At 60.1% G+C, this 17,225-nt stretch carries 12 protein-coding genes; 6 read left to right on the top strand and 6 right to left on the bottom strand.

Going from position 1 to position 17,225, the window contains the following annotated elements; translation table 11 throughout:
* The 3 genes from HU767_RS02420 to uvrD all read right to left on the bottom strand — a co-directional run bounded on the left by HU767_RS02420 (window position 1) and on the right by uvrD (window position 3,929).
* Window positions 1-408 carry an SMI1/KNR4 family protein gene (locus HU767_RS02420; protein ID WP_186728408.1) on the bottom strand — a complete coding sequence of 136 codons (408 nt, stop codon included), beginning with the start codon at window positions 406-408 and terminating at the stop codon, window positions 1-3.
* Window positions 409-548: 140 nt separating this feature from the next.
* Entirely contained in the window at window positions 549-1,424 is an 876-nt protein-coding gene (locus tag HU767_RS02415; RefSeq protein ID WP_186728407.1) for a Tim44 domain-containing protein, read from the bottom strand.
* A gap of 321 nt (window positions 1,425-1,745) precedes the next feature.
* On the bottom strand, window positions 1,746-3,929 hold the full coding sequence (uvrD, locus tag HU767_RS02410) for a DNA helicase II (protein ID WP_186710753.1): 2,184 nt from the start codon (window positions 3,927-3,929) through the stop codon (window positions 1,746-1,748).
* Window positions 3,930-4,190: 261 nt separating this feature from the next.
* Between uvrD and HU767_RS02405 the strand changes: the two genes are divergently transcribed.
* Entirely contained in the window at window positions 4,191-7,064 is a 2,874-nt protein-coding gene (locus tag HU767_RS02405; protein ID WP_186728406.1) for an EAL domain-containing protein, read from the top strand.
* Between the two features lie 71 nt (window positions 7,065-7,135).
* On the opposite strand, the gene HU767_RS02400 is transcribed toward HU767_RS02405, so the two are convergent.
* On the bottom strand, window positions 7,136-7,450 hold the full coding sequence (locus HU767_RS02400) for a hypothetical protein (protein WP_186728405.1): 315 nt from the start codon (window positions 7,448-7,450) through the stop codon (window positions 7,136-7,138).
* 444 nt (window positions 7,451-7,894) lie between these two features.
* Here HU767_RS02400 and hexR point away from each other — a divergent pair, with 444 nt between their 5' ends.
* Both hexR and HU767_RS02390 read left to right on the top strand, forming a co-directional pair.
* Entirely contained in the window at window positions 7,895-8,761 is an 867-nt protein-coding gene (gene hexR, locus HU767_RS02395; RefSeq protein ID WP_003187110.1) for a transcriptional regulator HexR, read from the top strand.
* Window positions 8,762-9,016: 255 nt separating this feature from the next.
* A complete protein-coding gene (locus HU767_RS02390) occupies window positions 9,017-9,226 on the top strand; it encodes a hypothetical protein (RefSeq protein WP_080675527.1) in 210 nt (69 codons plus the stop codon).
* Here HU767_RS02390 and HU767_RS02385 read toward each other — a convergent pair.
* Complete coding sequence (locus HU767_RS02385) at window positions 9,168-10,130, bottom strand: LysR family transcriptional regulator (protein WP_053126704.1); 963 nt, start codon at window positions 10,128-10,130, stop codon at window positions 9,168-9,170. The two genes, HU767_RS02390 and HU767_RS02385, sit on opposite strands and share 59 nt — an antisense overlap.
* 187 nt (window positions 10,131-10,317) lie before the next feature.
* On the opposite strand from HU767_RS02385, the gene HU767_RS02380 reads away from it, so the two are divergent.
* Window positions 10,318-11,733, top strand: coding sequence for an acetyl-CoA carboxylase biotin carboxylase subunit (locus tag HU767_RS02380; protein ID WP_003187105.1), 1,416 nt, complete (start codon window positions 10,318-10,320; stop codon window positions 11,731-11,733).
* Between the two features lie 12 nt (window positions 11,734-11,745).
* Window positions 11,746-13,554 (top strand): sodium-extruding oxaloacetate decarboxylase subunit alpha, encoded by a 1,809-nt coding sequence (gene oadA, locus HU767_RS02375; protein WP_186710765.1) that lies wholly within the window; start codon window positions 11,746-11,748, stop codon window positions 13,552-13,554.
* Between the two features lie 64 nt (window positions 13,555-13,618).
* Here oadA and HU767_RS02370 read toward each other — a convergent pair whose 3' ends face one another.
* A complete protein-coding gene (locus HU767_RS02370; protein WP_186728404.1) occupies window positions 13,619-15,790 on the bottom strand; it encodes an autotransporter outer membrane beta-barrel domain-containing protein in 2,172 nt (723 codons plus the stop codon).
* Window positions 15,791-16,229: 439 nt separating this feature from the next.
* Here HU767_RS02370 and HU767_RS02365 point away from each other — a divergent pair, with 439 nt between their 5' ends.
* On the top strand, window positions 16,230-16,550 hold the full coding sequence (locus tag HU767_RS02365; protein WP_186728403.1) for a hypothetical protein: 321 nt from the start codon (window positions 16,230-16,232) through the stop codon (window positions 16,548-16,550).
* Window positions 16,551-17,225: the final 675 nt, after the last annotated feature.

The raw sequence follows: 17,225 nt of genomic DNA, 5'->3' as shown, positions 1-17,225 counted from the left end.
TCAGCTTTCCAGCCAGACGTCCCGGGCCCAGTGCCAGACCGATTCCCAGGTTTCCTCGGCGACCAGTTCTTCTTCGGCTTGCCACAACACCACCGTGCCGTCTTCTTCGACGCAGTAATAATCATCGCCGTCCTGGCAGATCGGGATCAGGCTGCGGTCGACACCGGCATCCCAGGCATTGGCGGCCACATCCGGCAGGTAGGTGTGGGACTGTGGATCGGTGACGGTTACCGGTTCCAGGCTGCCGTAGACGACGTCGCTGACGGTTAGCAAAAACTCCCTGAAGACGAACGGGATATCGATGAACAGCTGCTCTTCGATCTCTACCAGCATGTCTTCGTCGGGCAATTCCAGCGGGACCGGTACGGGCTCGTTGGCTTCACGCAATTGTTCGATGATTTCTTCCACGTCCGGGGATCCTCTTTCTCGATGGCGCGGTTTTATATGGAGCGGTTTATACAGTAGCTCGCTATAGATGCAACCGCGAAATAGAAAACCCCGGCCTGAGCCGGGGTTCTTTTATTTCAACATGCAAAAACGGTAAAGGTTCAACCGTTCTGGCGGATACCGGCCACCAGCCAAGGCTGGTCATCGCCCTGGGCACGTTCCATGTTCCAGCTTTCGCTGAACGCTTCGCCCTTGTCGAAGCGAGAATCCTTCGACAGACCGCTGAAGGTCAGGGTGGCGATGGTCTTGTCGGCGCGATCGTCGACACCATCCAGTTGCACCTGCAGGTTGTCGATGTAGGTGGACTGGAAGCCGTCACCCAGTTCGGCCCGTTCGCGCTTGAGGAATTCCAGCAATTGTGGGGTGACGAACTCGGAGATCTTGTCCATCTCGTTCGCGTCCCAATGTTGCTGCAGGGCCATGAAGTGGTTGCGCGCGGCTTCGATGAAGCGTTGTTCATTGAACCAGGCCGGCGCATTGATCACCGGACGAGCGGCCACAGGCGCTGCCGAACCACCGAAGATCGAACCGCTGGCAGGCTGCTGGTTGAACACTTCACGCTGCATCGGCGCGTGGCCAGCTGGAGCGAGTTGCTCCTGCTGCTTGCGACGACGAGCGGCAATGAAGCGGAAGACCAGGAAGGCGATGACCGCCATGATCAGGATGTCGAAGATCTGCATGCCCTGGAAGCCGTCACCCATGAACATGGAGGCGAGCAGGCCACCGGCAGCGATGCCGGCCAGGGGGCCGAGCCAGCGCGACGCGCCGCTGGCCTTGGTGGCAGCGCCCGCGGCACCGGCCGCGCCTGCGGTGGCAGCGGTAGAGCCGGCGGCAGAAGACGGCGCCATCTGGCTGGTCTGGTGAGTCGGGGCTGCTCCCGAACTTTTACCACCGCCAAAGCGCTTGGCGGCATTGGCGTCGATGGCCATCGTCAGGCCGATGCACAACGCCATGGCGATGCTAAGAAAACGTTTCATATAAAGGCATTCCCATTTGTGGATAGCACGCGCGCCATGTTGCACAGCTGAACTGTTGCTGGCTAGCGGGAGAGTGTTTCGGGCTTTTGCGTGACAGCTTAGGTTCAGCTTCGGCTGTGCAAGAAGGCTTGTTCGCTTTGGGCTGTAGGAAAGGGGAACAAGTTCTATCGGAAACTACAATGTGGGTGGGGGATTTATACCTGTGGGAGCAAGGCTTGCCCGCGAAGCGGTGGCCCATTCGACATAGATGTGTCAGACCGATCGCTATCGCGGGCAAGCCTTGCTCCCACAGGAGGCACAGAGGGTGCTTCCTGTGGGTCTTTAGATCGCTTCGAGCTTGGCATACCCCAGCATCAGCCACTTGCTGCCTTCGCTGAAATTCACCTGCACCCGGGCTTGGGCGCCGGCGCCTTCGAAGTTGAGGATAACGCCGTCGCCGAATACCGAATGCCGCACGGTCTGGCCGAGGCTGAAGCCGGTTTCCGGGATATCGCTGCCGCCAAACAAGCTGCTGGTGCTTTGTTGCTGGCCGCCGCCGAACGGTCGGCTGACACTGTTGGACAGCCGCACTTCCTGGATCAAGCCCTTCGGCACTTCACGTACGAAGCGCGACACTTTGTTGTAGGTCTCGCTGCCATACAAGCGTCGGGTTTCGGCGTAGGTCATGACCAGGTTCTGCATGGCGCGGGTGATACCGACATAGGCCAGGCGTCGTTCCTCTTCCAGGCGTCCCGGCTCTTCCAGGCTCATCTTGTGAGGGAACAGGCCTTCTTCCATGCCCACGAGAAACACGTAGGGGAATTCCAGGCCCTTGGCGCTGTGCAGGGTCATCAGCTGGACGCTGTCTTCATGTTCGTCGGCCTGGGTGTCGCCGGCCTCCAGCGAGGCGTGACCGAGGAAGGCCGACAGGGGCGACAGGTCTGCGTCTTCTTCGGTGTTCTCGAAGTTGCGCGCGGCGCTGACCAGTTCCTCGAGGTTTTCCACCCGGGCCTGGCCTTTCTCGCCTTTTTCCGCTTCGTGGTAGGCGATCAGGCCGGACTGCTCGATGACGGTCTGGGTCATCAAGTGCAGGGGCATTTCCCCACACTTGGCGGCCAGGTCTTCGATCAGGTCCATGAAGGCCTTCAGGGCACCGGCGGCGCGACCGGTCACGCCTTTGTTGGTGACCAGCTGGCGCATGGCTTCCCACATGGACACATGGCTGTGGCGCGCGTGATCGCGAATCGCCTCGACGGTTTTCTCGCCAATGCCCCGCGTCGGCACGTTGATGACCCGCTCCAGGGCCGCGTCGTTGCCCCGACCTTCGATCAGGCGCAGATAGGCCATGGCGTTCTTGATTTCCGCACGTTCGAAGAAGCGCTGGCCACCATAGATGCGGTAAGGGATCCGTTCGCGCAGCAAGGCCTCTTCCAGCACTCGCGACTGGGCGTTGGAACGGTACAGGATGGCAATGTCGCTACGGGCCAGGCCGGTTTTCAGCGCGCTCTCGATGGTTTCCACCACGTAGCGGGCCTCATCGTGTTCGTTGAAGGCGGCATAGAGGTTGATCGCTTCGCCTTCGCCGCCATCAGTCCACAGTTCCTTGCCCAGGCGCCCGGTGTTGTTGGCGATCAGGGCGTTGGCGGCTTTGAGGATGCCGGCGGTGGAGCGGTAGTTCTGTTCCAGGCGGATGACTTCGGCGTCGGGAAAGTCCGCCGAGTACTGGTGAATGTTTTCGATCTTGGCGCCGCGCCAGCCGTAGATCGACTGATCGTCGTCACCCACCACCATCAGGCTGTCGCCGCCCTTGGCGAGCAGCCGCAACCAGGCGTATTGCACGGCGTTGGTGTCTTGGAACTCGTCCACCAGTACATGCCGGAAGCGCTTTTGGTAGTGAGCCAGCAGGCCCGGGTGGTCGCGCCACAGGTCCAGGGCCCGCAGCAGCAGCTCGGAAAAGTCGATCACCCCGGCACGCTGGCACGCCGCCTCGTAGGCTTCGTAGATGCTGCGCATGGTTGCCAGGAACAGGTCGCCGCTGGCCTGGATATGCTGCGGGCGCAGGCCTTCGTCTTTCTGGCCGTTGATGAACCATTGGGCCTGGCGGGCCGGCCAGCGTTGTTCGTCCAGGCCCAGCTCGCGGATCACCCGCTTGACCAGGCGTTGCTGGTCGTCGCTGTCCAGGATCTGGAAGGTCTGGCTCAGCCCGGCCTCCTGCCAATGCGCCCGCAACAAGCGGTGCGCCAGGCCGTGGAAGGTGCCGACCCACATGCCGGCGGGGTTGATGCCCATCAGTTGTTCGATGCGATGGCGCATCTCCGCCGCGGCCTTGTTGGTGAATGTCACCGACAGGATCGAATGGGGCGAGGCGTTCTCGACCTGGATCAACCAGGCGATACGGTGCACCAGCACTCGGGTTTTACCGGAGCCGGCACCGGCCAGGACCAACTGACGACCCACGGAGGCAGCTACGGCCTGGCGTTGGGCATCGTTGAGGGAGTTCAGCAGAAGGGAGAGATCATCGCGCATCGGAGCATTCTAGGGTGCGGCGTCACCCCGGGCAAACCGAGCTTTGCATCGGCCGATAAAAGACCGTTTGGTGATGACCGGCGAGTCACGGGCTACAGGCGTTGGCAGGACTCGCTCGGGAGGGGCGCCATCCAATGAAATAGCGACTTTTTTCAATGTTTTTATGAGCTGGGGCAGTGTGGGATGGCCCATGGCTTGTGTATGCTCGGCGCTTGTTTCGGGTTCTCCACGCTCCTCTCTATAAGAACAAGAACAGTGCCAATGACCCTCAATTCCGATCCGGCGGGCCCCTGTGTGGAACCGCGGGTCATCTGCAAGCAGTACGCCACGGAGATGGCGGTCGAGCGCACACGTCTGCTGTATCAGGGCTCACTGCTTCCAACATTGTTCATGCTGCTCAACGGTCTGGTCTGCGCCGCACTGTTATGGGAGCCGCGGCGCTATTTCCTGGTCAGCGTCTGGCTCGTCTGGTTGTTGTCACTGGTGGCGTTGCGGGTGATCCAGGTGGCGGCTTTCGATTCGGCAATGCCAAGCCGCCAGGCCCACCCGATCTGGTTGCGTATGTTTTTGCTGGGCTCGGCGATGACCGGCCTCACGCTGGCTGGTGCTGGCATCGCGTTGGTCCCGGCCGACAGCTTCCAGCAGCAGGCCTGGGTGTTCGGCCTGATTGGCGCGGCCGCGTTGTCGGCCAGCGTGGCCTATGCCGTGAGTCTTCCGGCGTTCCTGTCCTTTGCCTTGCCCTGCCTGTTGCCGGCCATCGGCTATCTCTTCTGGGGTGGCGATGAGCAGCAGCGGGGGTGGGGCTGGCTCGGGCTGATTGTGTTGGTTTCCTTGAGCGTGGTGGCTTGGCAAGTCAATCGCCTGATTCAGAATGGCATGTTGCGCCGTTTCCAGAACCAGGCGTTGATCGAGCATCTGCAGCAAACCCAAACCCGCGGTGCGATGCTCAACGAGGCGCTGGGCCGGGAGGTTGAGCAACGGCGCTCGGCCGAGGAAAAATTGCGGACGGCCCAGGTGGGCCTGGAGGCGCGCGTCGCGCAGCGCAGCCTTGAGTTGGAGGCCGCCAGCCAGGCCCTGAGCAAAAGCGAGGCGCGCCTGGCCCTGGCCCTCAAGGCCAGTGAGCTGGGGTTGTGGGATTGGAACCTGCAGACTGACGAAGTCCATCACACCCAGCTCAAGGAGTTGTTCGGCCTGGAGCCCGAATACGTCACGGCGATGCTCAGCCATCTCACTCCGCGCCTGCACCCCCAAGACCTGCCGGCGCTCAAGCGGGCCCTGGTTGAACACCTCAAGGGTCGCAGCGAGGATTACCAGATCGAATACCGGGTGCGGCACGGCGATGGCCATTGGGTCTGGATCGAAGACCGTGGCCGGGCCGTGGAGCGCAGCGCCAGCGGACGGGTGCTGCGCATGGTCGGGACTCGGCGCGACATCAGCGCGAGCAAGGAACTCGAGCAGCAACGGCAGCTGGCGGCCACGGTGTTCGAGGCCGCCAGCGAAGGGATTGTGATTTTCGACCCCAACTATGTGCTGCTCGCGGCCAATCAAGCGTTCACGCGAGTCACCGGTTTCAATATCGATGACATGCTTGGGCGCAACGTCGTCAACCTGCCGTGCAGTCGCGACGCGCGCCGGCACTACCCCATCATTCGCCAAGCGCTCAAACAGCATGGCACCTGGCAGGGTGAGCTGGTGGAGGCGCGGGCCAACGGCGAGTTGTACCCGCAATGGCTGCAACTGAACGTCGTGCGCAATGTTCGGGGAAATATCAGCCATATCGTGGGCTTTTTCGCCGATCTTTCGGCGCGCCGCGAATCCGAAGAGCGCATGCGCTACCTGACCCATTACGACGAGCTGACCGGGCTGGCGAATCGCTCCCTGTTCCGCGAGCGCCTGAACGAAGCTCATCAGCGGGTGCGCCAGGGTGGACGGCGTAGCCTGGCGTTGCTGCATATCAACCTGGACCGTTTCAAACTGCTCAACGATAGCCTCGGCCATGACATCGCCGACCAGTTGTTGCAGAAAATGGCGCGGCGCTTGATCAATGCACTGCCCGAGGCCGACACCATTGCCCGGTTATCCGGCGATGAGTTTGCGGTGTTGTTCGATGCCTACGGCAGCCTTTCCAGCCTGGCGCGGGTGGCGACCCGGCTGGCCGCCAAGCTGCGCGTGCCGCTGACCATCGAAGGTCATGAATTGGTGCTCAGTGCCTCCATCGGTATCAGTTTGTTGCCAGACAACACGCGAGAAATTGCCACGCTGGTCAGCCAGGCGAACATGGCCATGCAGCACGCCAAGCATCTGGGGGGCAACAACTTCCAGTTCTACACCGAGAGTCTCCAGGCCAGCACGCTGGAGCGCCTGCAACTGGAAAATCAACTGCGCAAGGCCTTGGAAGAGCAACAACTGAAGGTCTTTTATCAGCCCAAATTGTGCCTGGCCACCGGTCGCCTGAACGCCGCCGAGGCGCTGGTGCGTTGGGATCATCCGGCCATGGGCCGAGTCCCGCCGGGGGATTTCATCGGCTTGGCTGAAGAGACCGGGCTGATCGGACCGATTGGCGAGTTCGTGTTGCGCCAAGCCTGTTGGCAGGCGTGCGAATGGCAGCGCCAAGGGCTTGAGCCGATCAGGGTGTCGGTCAACCTGTCGGTGCATCAGTTGCGCCAGGGCAAGCTGGTCAGCCTGGTGCGACAAGTGCTGGAGGAAACCGGCCTGGCGCCCCAGTACCTGGAGCTGGAGTTGACCGAGAGCCAGTTGCTCGACAGCGTTGAACACATCATCGCCACGTTCCAGCAATTGCGCGACCTTGGGGTCAAGCTGGCGATCGATGATTTTGGCACCGGCTACTCATCCTTGAGCTACCTCAAGCGTATCCCGGTGGACTACGTGAAGATCGACCAAGCGTTCATTCGGGGACTGGGCGAGGGCAGCGTGGACACCGCCATTACCCGGGCAATCATTGCAATGGCCCATGGCTTGTCGCTCAAGGTAGTGGCTGAAGGCGTTGAGCGCCAGGAGCAGCTTGAGTTCCTCAGGAACGAAGGTTGCGATGAGGTTCAAGGGTATCTGATCAGCCGGCCGGTGGAAGCCGAGGGGTTGGCCAAGTTGTTGCGGATGGAACACTTGGCTAAGTGAACTGATCGCCGATTGAAACTTCCCGTCTGACGACGAATGCGTCGGGCGGGAAGTTGTTTGTGGCCGAGTGCTTATTGGGTGATTAGAATTTCATCAATGTGGTGCAGCAACTTTCCTTCGAAAAAAATACTGACACTGGTGACGTTGGATTCGCCCAGCTCTTTGTATTCGACAACCTTGTCTGTGAGCACTTGTAGCGAAACCCCGGCGGAGTTTTGAAGTGTCAACTCCAATCGTAGATCAAAAGATTTGTCCTGTTTGGCACTCCGGACCAGCGTCGGGATAACGCCGGAATTTGCTACGGTTACGGTGCCAAAGGTGCGGAAAGATGCAGCGCCTGGCATACGATCGATTTGTGCTGTCCAATCTTTAGTTGTGATTTTCATAGTGGTAATTCCTTTAGTTAAAGTTGATTGCTTCCTGCGGGAGCCAATATAACGGCTTTGACTTGATGGTGTTAGCTAAGTGGCAGTTGGTATTGTAAGGAGAAATGAACTTTCAATGGCCTACTTGGTTTTGGCTTGAGAGCTACCGCCTAGGGTTGCAGGGATTATATATTGTTGGGAACTGCAAGTTGTTGAGTGTTTGGCTCATTGGAAATAGACGCTATTGCCCACGTTGGAAGCTCTGGCCGGGTCGGGAAGTCAGGCGATCGACAGCGCAGAGGCTTTGCGCTACGGCCCAGACTGCTACATCGGGCAATCCTCGGCCAAAACAAAGGGGCAGCGAGGTAATCCAGTTACGTTTTGGACGGGCAAAGCGCCAATTCTTGTAGTATAACTACAAGCTTGCTACATCCCGGCATCTGCCCATAACAAGAGTCCAGCCCCTTGAACCTGTTGCAACACATCGCCCAGTCACGCCACTTGCTGCGCAAGTCGGAGCTGAAAGTCGCCGATCACGTACTGCTTGATCCCGCGGCCGTGATGCATAGCTCCATGGCCGACCTTGCCCACAGCGTCGGCATCAGCGAACCGACCATCGTGCGTTTTTGCCGGGCCATCGGTTGCTCGGGCTTCCAGGACCTGAAACTCAAGCTGGCGCAAAGCCTGGCCGCCGGCGCGAGCTTCGGTCAGTTTGCGATCCATGAAGATGATTCAGTGGCGGACTACAGCCTGAAAATCTTCGACACGACCCTGCATACCCTCATGGAAGTTCGCGAGAAGCTCGACCCGGTGGCGTTGCAAAAAGCCGTCACGGCCATGTCCCAGGCCCAGCGTGTCGAGTTTTATGGCTTCGGCGCCTCGGGCGCAGTGGCCGCCGATGCCCAGCACAAGTTCTTCCGGTTGCTGCTGACGGCAGCGGCCTATTCCGACCCGCACATGCAGGCCATGTCGGCAGTGACCTTGAAACCCACCGATGTGGCGATCTGCATTTCCCAATCGGGGCGCTCCAAGGACCTGCTGATCACCGCGAACCTGGTGCGCGAAAGCGGTGCCTCGTTGATCACCTTGTGCCCGAGCCAGACGCCGCTGGCAGAGCTTTCCACGGTGAACCTGGCCATCGACGTGCATGAAGACACTGAGATCTACACGCCGCTAACCTCGCGCATCGCCCATCTGGTGGTGATCGACGTACTGGCGATGGGCGTCGCCATGGCTCGTGGCCCGAGCTTGGTCAACCACCTCAAGAGCGTGAAGCGCAGCCTTCGCAGCCTGAGGCTGTCGCCCAAGTCGGTGAAGGCGCTGGACGACTGAATCCCAAGCCCTGAGGTCGAGGGGCTTTTGTGGCGAGGGAGCTTGCTCCCGCTGGGCTGCGAAGCAGCCCCCAACGATTTTCCCAGATACACCGCATTGGCTGGTTTGCGACTGCTGCGCAGCCGAGCGGGAGCAAGCTCCCTCGCCACAGGGGATCATTTCCCCTGAATTCATCGTTCTGTAACGCACACGCCGCCAAACCGTCATCCCTCACCGTCATCGTAAAGCTCCCGTATACGTCTTGGGAGTCTCGACATGACCCAGTCCTACGAAGAACGCAGCGCCGTCAAAACCCGTCGTCAGCAGGAAGACCAGCGCCGCATGGCGTTCCGTCGTGCCATCGAAGACCGCTATGAACAGCGCCAGCTTCTGGCCGAGATCAGCGAGTTTCCTGACGCGGTAGAGTTCAATTACTGGCAGGCAACGCCGGCGGCTTCCCGTCGAAACGCTCAACCAGGCCGATGATCTGAGCGCGCTCGCCGCGAACGAAGGCCAGGAAGGCATGGGCCACCGGTGACAGGCGCTTGGCCCTGGCCTGCACCAGGCACCAACTGCGGTACAGCGGCAATTCCTCCACCGGCAGCTCGATGAGTGCGCCGGACGACAATTCCCGGCTCACGGCGTGGCGTGTCAACAGCGCCACGCCCAGCCCGGCTACTACGCATTCGCGCTGGGCCTCCGCCGACGCCACTTCCAGCGTCTGGGTGAAGTGCACTCGTTTCTCCTTGAAATATTCCTCACAGGCCAGTCGCGTGCCGGACCCCGGCTCGCGCAACAGCAGCGTGTAGGGCTCCAGGTCCTGCAAGCGCAGCGGACCCAGGTGGCACAGCGGATGGTCGGGCGGCGCCACGGCGACGATCGGATTGTTGAGAAAGGGCAGGAATTCCAGGCCCATGTCCTGGGGCACCATGGACATGATCACCAAGTCGTCGCGGTTGTCCGAGAGCCGGCGGATGACCTGGCCGCGATTGACCACCGTGAGGTTGAGGTTGACCTCCGGATGCTGGCGCTTGAATGCGGCGAATAGATGCGGGACGAAGTACTTGGCGCTGGACTCCACCGCCAGCTTCAGTTGGCCTTGCAGCGAACCCTGCATGTCCGAGAGCTGCATATCGAGGTTTTCCAGGCGCCCGAAGATGTCGCGGCTGGCACGTTGCAGGGCTTCGGCGGCTTCGGTCATGTAGAGTTTTTTGCCGACGTATTCGAATAACGGCTGGCCAATCAGCTCTTCCAGAGATCGAATCTGTAGGCTAACTGCCGGTTGTGTGAGAGACATTTCGTCGGCTGCACGGCTGTAGGACCTCAGGTCGCACACCTCGTTGAAAATCTGCAATTGACGCAATGTCATACGCATCAACGACTTACGCATCTTTTAAGTACTCTGGTGTGGGGCGGACAGCTCAACTATAAGTCTTTGCTTATGCATGACCCAATAATTATTCATTTTTGTTAATCCACAGCCAGGACTAGTGTGGAGCTGCGACCAATTGTTACATCTGGTCACGCGTCGGCCTGGATCCCAGGCCGTGGTATCACCGGCTCAAGGGAACCTCCAATTGATAACAAAGATCCTGATCGCCAACCGTGGTGAGATTGCCGTCCGCATCGTGCGCGCTTGCGCCGAGATGGGCATTCGCTCGGTCGCGGTCTACTCCGACGCGGACCGTCATGCGTTGCATGTCAAGCGTGCGGACGAGGCCCACAGCATCGGCGCCGATCCGCTGGCCGGCTACCTCAACCCACGCAAACTGGTGAACCTGGCGGTGGAAACCGGCTGTGATGCCTTGCACCCCGGCTACGGTTTCCTTTCGGAAAATGCCGAGCTGGCAGACATCTGCGCTGAGCGCGGCATCAAATTCATTGGCCCTTCGGCGGAAGTCATTCGCCGCATGGGTGACAAGACCGAAGCGCGTCGCAGCATGATCAAGGCCGGTGTGCCGGTCACGCCGGGTACCGAAGGCAACGTGGCGGGCATCGAAGAGGCCCTGACCGAAGGTGATCGGATCGGTTACCCGGTGATGCTCAAGGCCACCTCTGGTGGCGGCGGTCGCGGTATCCGTCGTTGCAACAGCCGTGAAGAACTCGAACAGGCCTTCCCGCGGGTGATTTCCGAAGCCACCAAGGCGTTCGGTTCGGCGGAAGTGTTCCTGGAAAAATGCATCGTCAATCCCAAGCACATCGAAGCGCAGATCCTGGGCGACAGTTTCGGCAACGTGGTGCACCTGTTCGAACGCGATTGCTCGATCCAGCGCCGTAACCAGAAGCTGATCGAAATCGCCCCGAGCCCGCAACTGACCCCCGAGCAGCGCGCCTACATCGGCGACCTGTCGGTGCGCGCGGCCAAGGCCGTGGGCTACGAGAACGCCGGCACCGTGGAGTTTTTGCTCGCCGAAGGCGAGGTGTACTTCATGGAGATGAACACCCGGGTGCAGGTGGAACACACCATCACCGAAGAAATCACCGGTATCGACATTGTTCGCGAACAGATCCGCATCGCCTCCGGGCTGCCGTTGTCGGTCAAGCAGGAAGACATCCAGCACCGGGGTTTTGCGTTGCAGTTCCGCATCAACGCCGAGGATCCGAAAAACAACTTCCTGCCCAGCTTCGGCAAGATCACCCGCTACTACGCCCCGGGTGGCCCGGGTGTGCGCACCGACACGGCGATCTACACCGGCTACACCATTCCGCCGTTCTACGATTCGATGTGCCTGAAACTGGTGGTTTGGGCGTTGACTTGGGAAGAAGCGATGGACCGTGGCCTGCGAGCCCTGGATGACATGCGCCTGCAGGGGGTCAAGACCACCGCCGCGTATTACCAGGAAATCCTGCGCAATCCGGAATTCCGCAGCGGCCAGTTCAACACCAGCTTCGTTGAAAGCCACCCTGAACTGACCAACTACTCGATCAAGCGCAAACCCGAAGAGCTGGCCTTGGCCATCGCCGCCGCCATTGCCGCCCACGCAGGCCTGTAAGGAATCATGACAATGTCCAAGAAGATCCACGTTACCGACACAATCCTGCGCGACGCTCACCAATCGCTGCTCGCCACGCGCATGCGCACCGAAGACATGCTGCCGATCTGCGACAAGCTCGACAAGGTCGGCTATTGGTCGCTGGAAGTCTGGGGCGGCGCAACCTTCGACGCCTGCGTGCGCTTCCTGAAGGAAGACCCGTGGGAGCGCCTGCGTCAACTGCGCGCGGCGCTGCCCAACACCCGCCTGCAAATGCTCCTGCGCGGCCAGAACCTGCTGGGCTATCGCCATTACAGCGATGACGTGGTCAAGGCATTCGTCGCCAAGGCCGCCGTCAACGGCATCGATGTGTTCCGTATTTTCGATGCGATGAACGACGTGCGTAACCTGCGGGTCGCCATCGAAGCGGTGAAAGCTGCCGGCAAGCACGCCCAGGGCACCATCGCCTACACCACCAGCCCGGTGCACACCATCGACGCGTTCGTGGCCCAGGCCAAGCAGATGGAAGCCATGGGGTGCGACTCGGTGGCGATCAAGGACATGGCCGGCCTGCTGACCCCGTATGCCACTGGCGAGCTGGTGAAAGCGCTGAAGAGCGAGCAATCGTTGCCGGTGTTCATCCACTCCCACGACACCGCCGGCCTGGCCGCGATGTGCCAACTCAAGGCCATCGAAAACGGTGCCGATCACATTGACACCGCGATCTCCAGCTTCGCCTGGGGCACCAGCCATCCGGGCACCGAGTCGATGGTTGCGGCCCTTAAAGGCAGTGAATTCGACACCGGGCTGGACCTGGAGCTGTTGCAGGAAATCGGCCTGTATTTCTACGCCGTGCGCAAGAAGTACCACCAGTTCGAAAGCGAGTTCACCGCGGTGGACACTCGCGTCCAGGTCAACCAGGTGCCGGGGGGGATGATTTCCAACCTCGCCAACCAGCTGAAAGAGCAGGGCGCGCTGAACCGGATGAACGAAGTGCTGGCGGAAATCCCGCGGGTACGCGAAGACCTCGGCTTCCCGCCGCTGGTGACCCCGACCTCGCAGATCGTCGGCACCCAGGCGTTCTTCAACGTGTTGGCCGGTGAGCGCTACAAGACCATCACCAACGAAGTGAAGCTTTATCTGCAGGGCGGCTACGGCAAGGCGCCGGGCTCGGTGAGTGAGAAGCTGCGTCGCCAGGCCATCGGCAGCGAAGAAGTGATCGACGTGCGCCCGGCCGATTTGCTCAAGCCGGAAATGACCAAGCTGCGCGGCGAAATCGGTGCACTGGCCAAGTCCGAAGAGGACGTGCTGACCTATGCCATGTTCCCGGACATCGGTCGCAAGTTCCTCGAGGAACGCGAAGCCGGCACCCTGACCCCGGAAGTGCTGCTGCCCATTCCTGAGGCAGGCAGCGTGAGCTCCGCGGGCGGTGAAGGTGTGCCGACCGAGTTCGTCATCGACGTGCACGGCGAAACCTATCGCGTCGACATCACCGGTGTGGGCGTCAAGGCCGAAGGCAAGCGTCACTTCTACTTGTCCATCGATGGCATGCCCGAAGAGGTCGTGTTCGAACCGCTCAATGAATTCGTCGGCGGCGGCAGCAGCAAGCGCAAGCAAGCCACTGCGCCAGGCCATGTCAGCACCACCATGCCGGGCAACATCGTTGATGTCCTGGTCAAGGAGGGCGACGTGGTGAAGGCCGGCCAAGCGGTGCTGATCACCGAAGCCATGAAGATGGAAACCGAAGTCCAGGCGGCCATCGCCGGCAAGGTCACCGCCATTCATGTGGCCAAGGGCGACCGGGTCAACCCGGGCGAGATCCTGATCGAAATCGAAGGCTGATCCAAACGGCCTCGATGCATTGTTTTACCTCGGGGGAGCAGGTGCTCCCCTTTTTTTTCGCCCGTCAGAACATCATCCGCCATTGGCCGGTCAACGCGCCGTTGCGGTTGTCCTGGCCCGTTTCGCCGCTGTAATTCAGTCCCAGGGTATGACGTGGCGATACGGCCAAATCTAGCCCTGCCTGCCAGAGCAAGCTGTCACGGTCCAGTTCGACGCCTTTGACGGTATAGATGCCACTTCCACTAGCCATACGCTGATGTGAGGTGCCCCTTACGTCGCCATACAGGTGCTTCCAGCCGACATCCAGTCGCGGCGTCAACCGCATGCCTCGGTCGAAAACCAAAGGGCGGGCGAGGCGCAGGCCGAGGTCGCTGCTGTAGTGTTCCTGTGCCTGGCCGTTGTACTGCAACGCGGCGTCCCCACCTTTTTCGGTATAGGCATCGCGTTGATAGCGCTGGTAACCCACTTGGACATAGGGTTCGATATCGAAATGTCCAACATCCAGGTTGTAGCCGACTTGCCCAAAGACCTGTTGTGTCGTGGCGTCGTAGCGACCCTTGAGACGATCCCTGAAACCGTTGAACGCGACATGGCGCTTGGTGCTGCCGTCATGGCTGCCATGGACGGCACCCAGGCGCAGCGCCAGCGGCCCGTCCTGGCGCAAGGCGTAAGCGCCCGCGAGCCAACTGTCCAGGGCACCGACGAACTGATAACTGTCCATCCGTGTCTGGGTCTTGCTGCCGATGATGCCCAACCGCCAATCGGGGCTGACAGCCCAGTCGGTTCCCAGCATCAGGCCCTTGGTCGAATGTTTGAGAGCCAAATCGCCCCATTCCTTGGCGAGGCTGCCGCTGTTGCCGATGGCTTGGACCCAGACTTGGCCGTCGGTATGCACGCTTTCTGAATTTCGCTGGCCCATGGCCGAGAGCATTCCGGTGCCGATTGGCGCGATGCTGCTCAAGGTGGCATTGCCCAGATCGGCGGTGTCGTAGCCAGCTAGCTGGTCGATGGCGTTGACGGCGGTATGCAGGTTGGTACCGAGCAGCGCATTGACGGCTGCGTTGGGTTGCGCGAAGGGAGTGGTGTGCGGCTGGCTGGTGGGTTTCGGTTCAATGCTGGCCACTGCCGACGCTTGGCGGGGATGTTGGGCCGGATCGACTTTCGCTTGGGTGGTAGGTGACCGGACAGCCGCTACATTGTCGACAGGCTTGGGCGGCAGTGGCGTGGCCGTTTGCGGATCTTCGATGCTGTTGGTGAATCTTTCTGCGTTTTCGTTCTTTGCTGCAACCTTGAGGGGGATGTCGTTGCGCGCATAGGTCAGGCCAACCTCCGTCCCGCTGTAGTGCGGGGTCGCCGTCATGAAGGTGAGATTGCTAATGACCTTGCCGAACTCACCCTCAATGTCCCCCGCTCGGATCACCGTGTGCTCGCTCGTGCCCATGTTTTCGACCGGTACAGCATCGATTTTCAGGGTCGTGTTGTTCAGTGTCGCGGTGCCTTCAACGTTGATCGTCGAGCTACGACCATCAGCATCGACGCCATAGATCAGCTCTGCGCCGCTCAACAGCTCGAAGTTTCCTTTGATCGAGGGGGCACCGGTCTCAGGCCCGACCCTCAACTGACCCGCTACGCTCAGAAATTCCACGGATCCATTGCCGCTGAAACTGGCGTTCTCGCGCACATGGACACCGCCATTGACTGTGCCGGAATTTGTCATGCGGGCGCTTGGTTCGATGATCACGTTGTTGGCGACAACCCCCTTGTTATCGAACGCACCGAGTACCCCGATCTGTCCGTCGATATGGCCGGTGTTGGTCAACGTGGTCTCCGGCTCGATCACTCCCCAACCAGCGAAATTCCCGGTGTGCTCCCATTCGCCTTTAGTGACATGCAAAGCCTCGAAATTGCGGGTCTCAGGTACTTTGGAGTGTTGAGCATCGCCCAATCGCAGAACGTTGGTTCCGCCACCTCCCTCAACAGTCCCGCCGAACGTGCCATTTGCGCTGACGTTGACCAAGTCATTGGTCTTAGTCAGTTTCATGCCTTTTTTGCGGGGGGTGACAATACTGTGATGCTTAGTGTCTGTAGCTTCTTCGAGCGCTTTGAGACGCTCTTGAAACTCGGCAGTCGTAGGAGTCTCGGCAGGTGACTGAGCCATCGAAACCTCGACACAGCCGAGCGCCAAGGCTATTGCCAGAGCGAGATGTTGGGGAAGATAAGAGTGTTGGGTAGGCATTGAGTACGACCTCTCATGAATGAGGTCGAACTTTAAAAATTTCATCCCGGGTCGCGATGCCAGCCGTCTCCTAGCCGCTGGCGAGACATAGCGATGGAGCTTGTAGGCTGCCCACGCTGTGATCACAGCATCACCGCGCCGGCCTCCGTGGCTCGAAGCATTGCCCTACAGCATACCCAGACCTTTCTGCGTGGCTGAATTCCGAGATCTGTCTGTCAAATATCGAATCTGTAAACCCGTTCCGGGTTTCGCGTAGGATAGCTCCGAGATCAAGAAACCCGGTTTTTTGTCATTAGGGCCTCGCCTATAGTTCTCTCGTCATCGACAAATCGGTGACCGATCTTAGCCGGTCGAACAAGAGTGCACGAGCGCCCCCAACGGCGGCGCTTTTTGCTGCCTCCGCGAACGGCGGTAGCTCCTAACTCAAGAGAGCAACCCGATGATCAAGTTCCATTCCCTTCAAGCCAATACCAGCGTCGGCGCCACACTGTTTATCGACACAGAAGCTGGCGCTTCCGATCTTTTGGAAACGGCTGCGCATCGCATCAAAGCCGCCCGAGACTTACTCAACAGCGTTTCCTGTCTCTGCATGAAAAACGCCGAAGGTTATGACCTGGAGCATTTCACCAACGCCGCGCATCTGTTGTTGCAGGATGGTTGCGACGCATTGGAAGTGTTGGGGTGGAGCATCGGTGGGTGTGATTTCCAAACTTCACCTGCTAGCGATTCGGCTGCACCTCAGGCGGATTTTCCTGCTTAGCCGTTGAGCTGGGTGGGATTTTAAGGTTGGTGTGTATATCCGTTTCTGCGGTAACGGCCACTTAGGGTTCCGCCCCAACGGCGGGTCACTTTCGAAAAGTCCGGAAGCCGGCCCAGTCAAAAGTAACCAAAGCGTTTTTGCCCCACCACTTGGCACCTCGCCTAGGCTCGGTGTGCCCTCACTCCTGCATTGCTCCGTGGGCCTCTCCACAATGCCTGCGTTCGGCCATCGTGGTTAACGGGGCGCCGAGATCAACGTCCACCGCGAGGCGGCCTAGTAGCCGACCTGGCTCTTGATGGGGATCGCGTTTCTTCTGTGGGAGCGAGCCTGCTCGCGAAAGCGGAGGATCAGTTTGCGGTGATGTTGGATACCCACAAGGGTTTGGGAAACGGCACGGTCCTGTGGCGAGGGAGCTTGCTCCCGCTGGGGCGCGCAGCGGCCCCAAAAAAGCGATGAGCGCTGCGCACTCAAGCGGGAGCAAGCTCCCTCGCCACAAGAGCTTCCCAGCCATCACGCCACAGATTGATCAACGGTAAACGCTGTGGGAGCAAACTTGCGATAGCGGTGTTTTAGTTACATGGATGTTGGACTTGCTGACCCCATCGCGAGCAGGCTCGCTCCCACAGGAGAAACGCGGTCCCCATCAAGAGCCAGATCGGCTATCAGGCCGCCTCG

It is taken from the genome of Pseudomonas sp. SWRI179 (assembly GCF_014268705.1).
In the GTDB taxonomy this organism is placed as follows: Bacteria; Pseudomonadota; Gammaproteobacteria; order Pseudomonadales; family Pseudomonadaceae; genus Aquipseudomonas; species Aquipseudomonas zanjanensis.
This window is presented reverse-complemented; position numbering and strand designations above follow the sequence as displayed.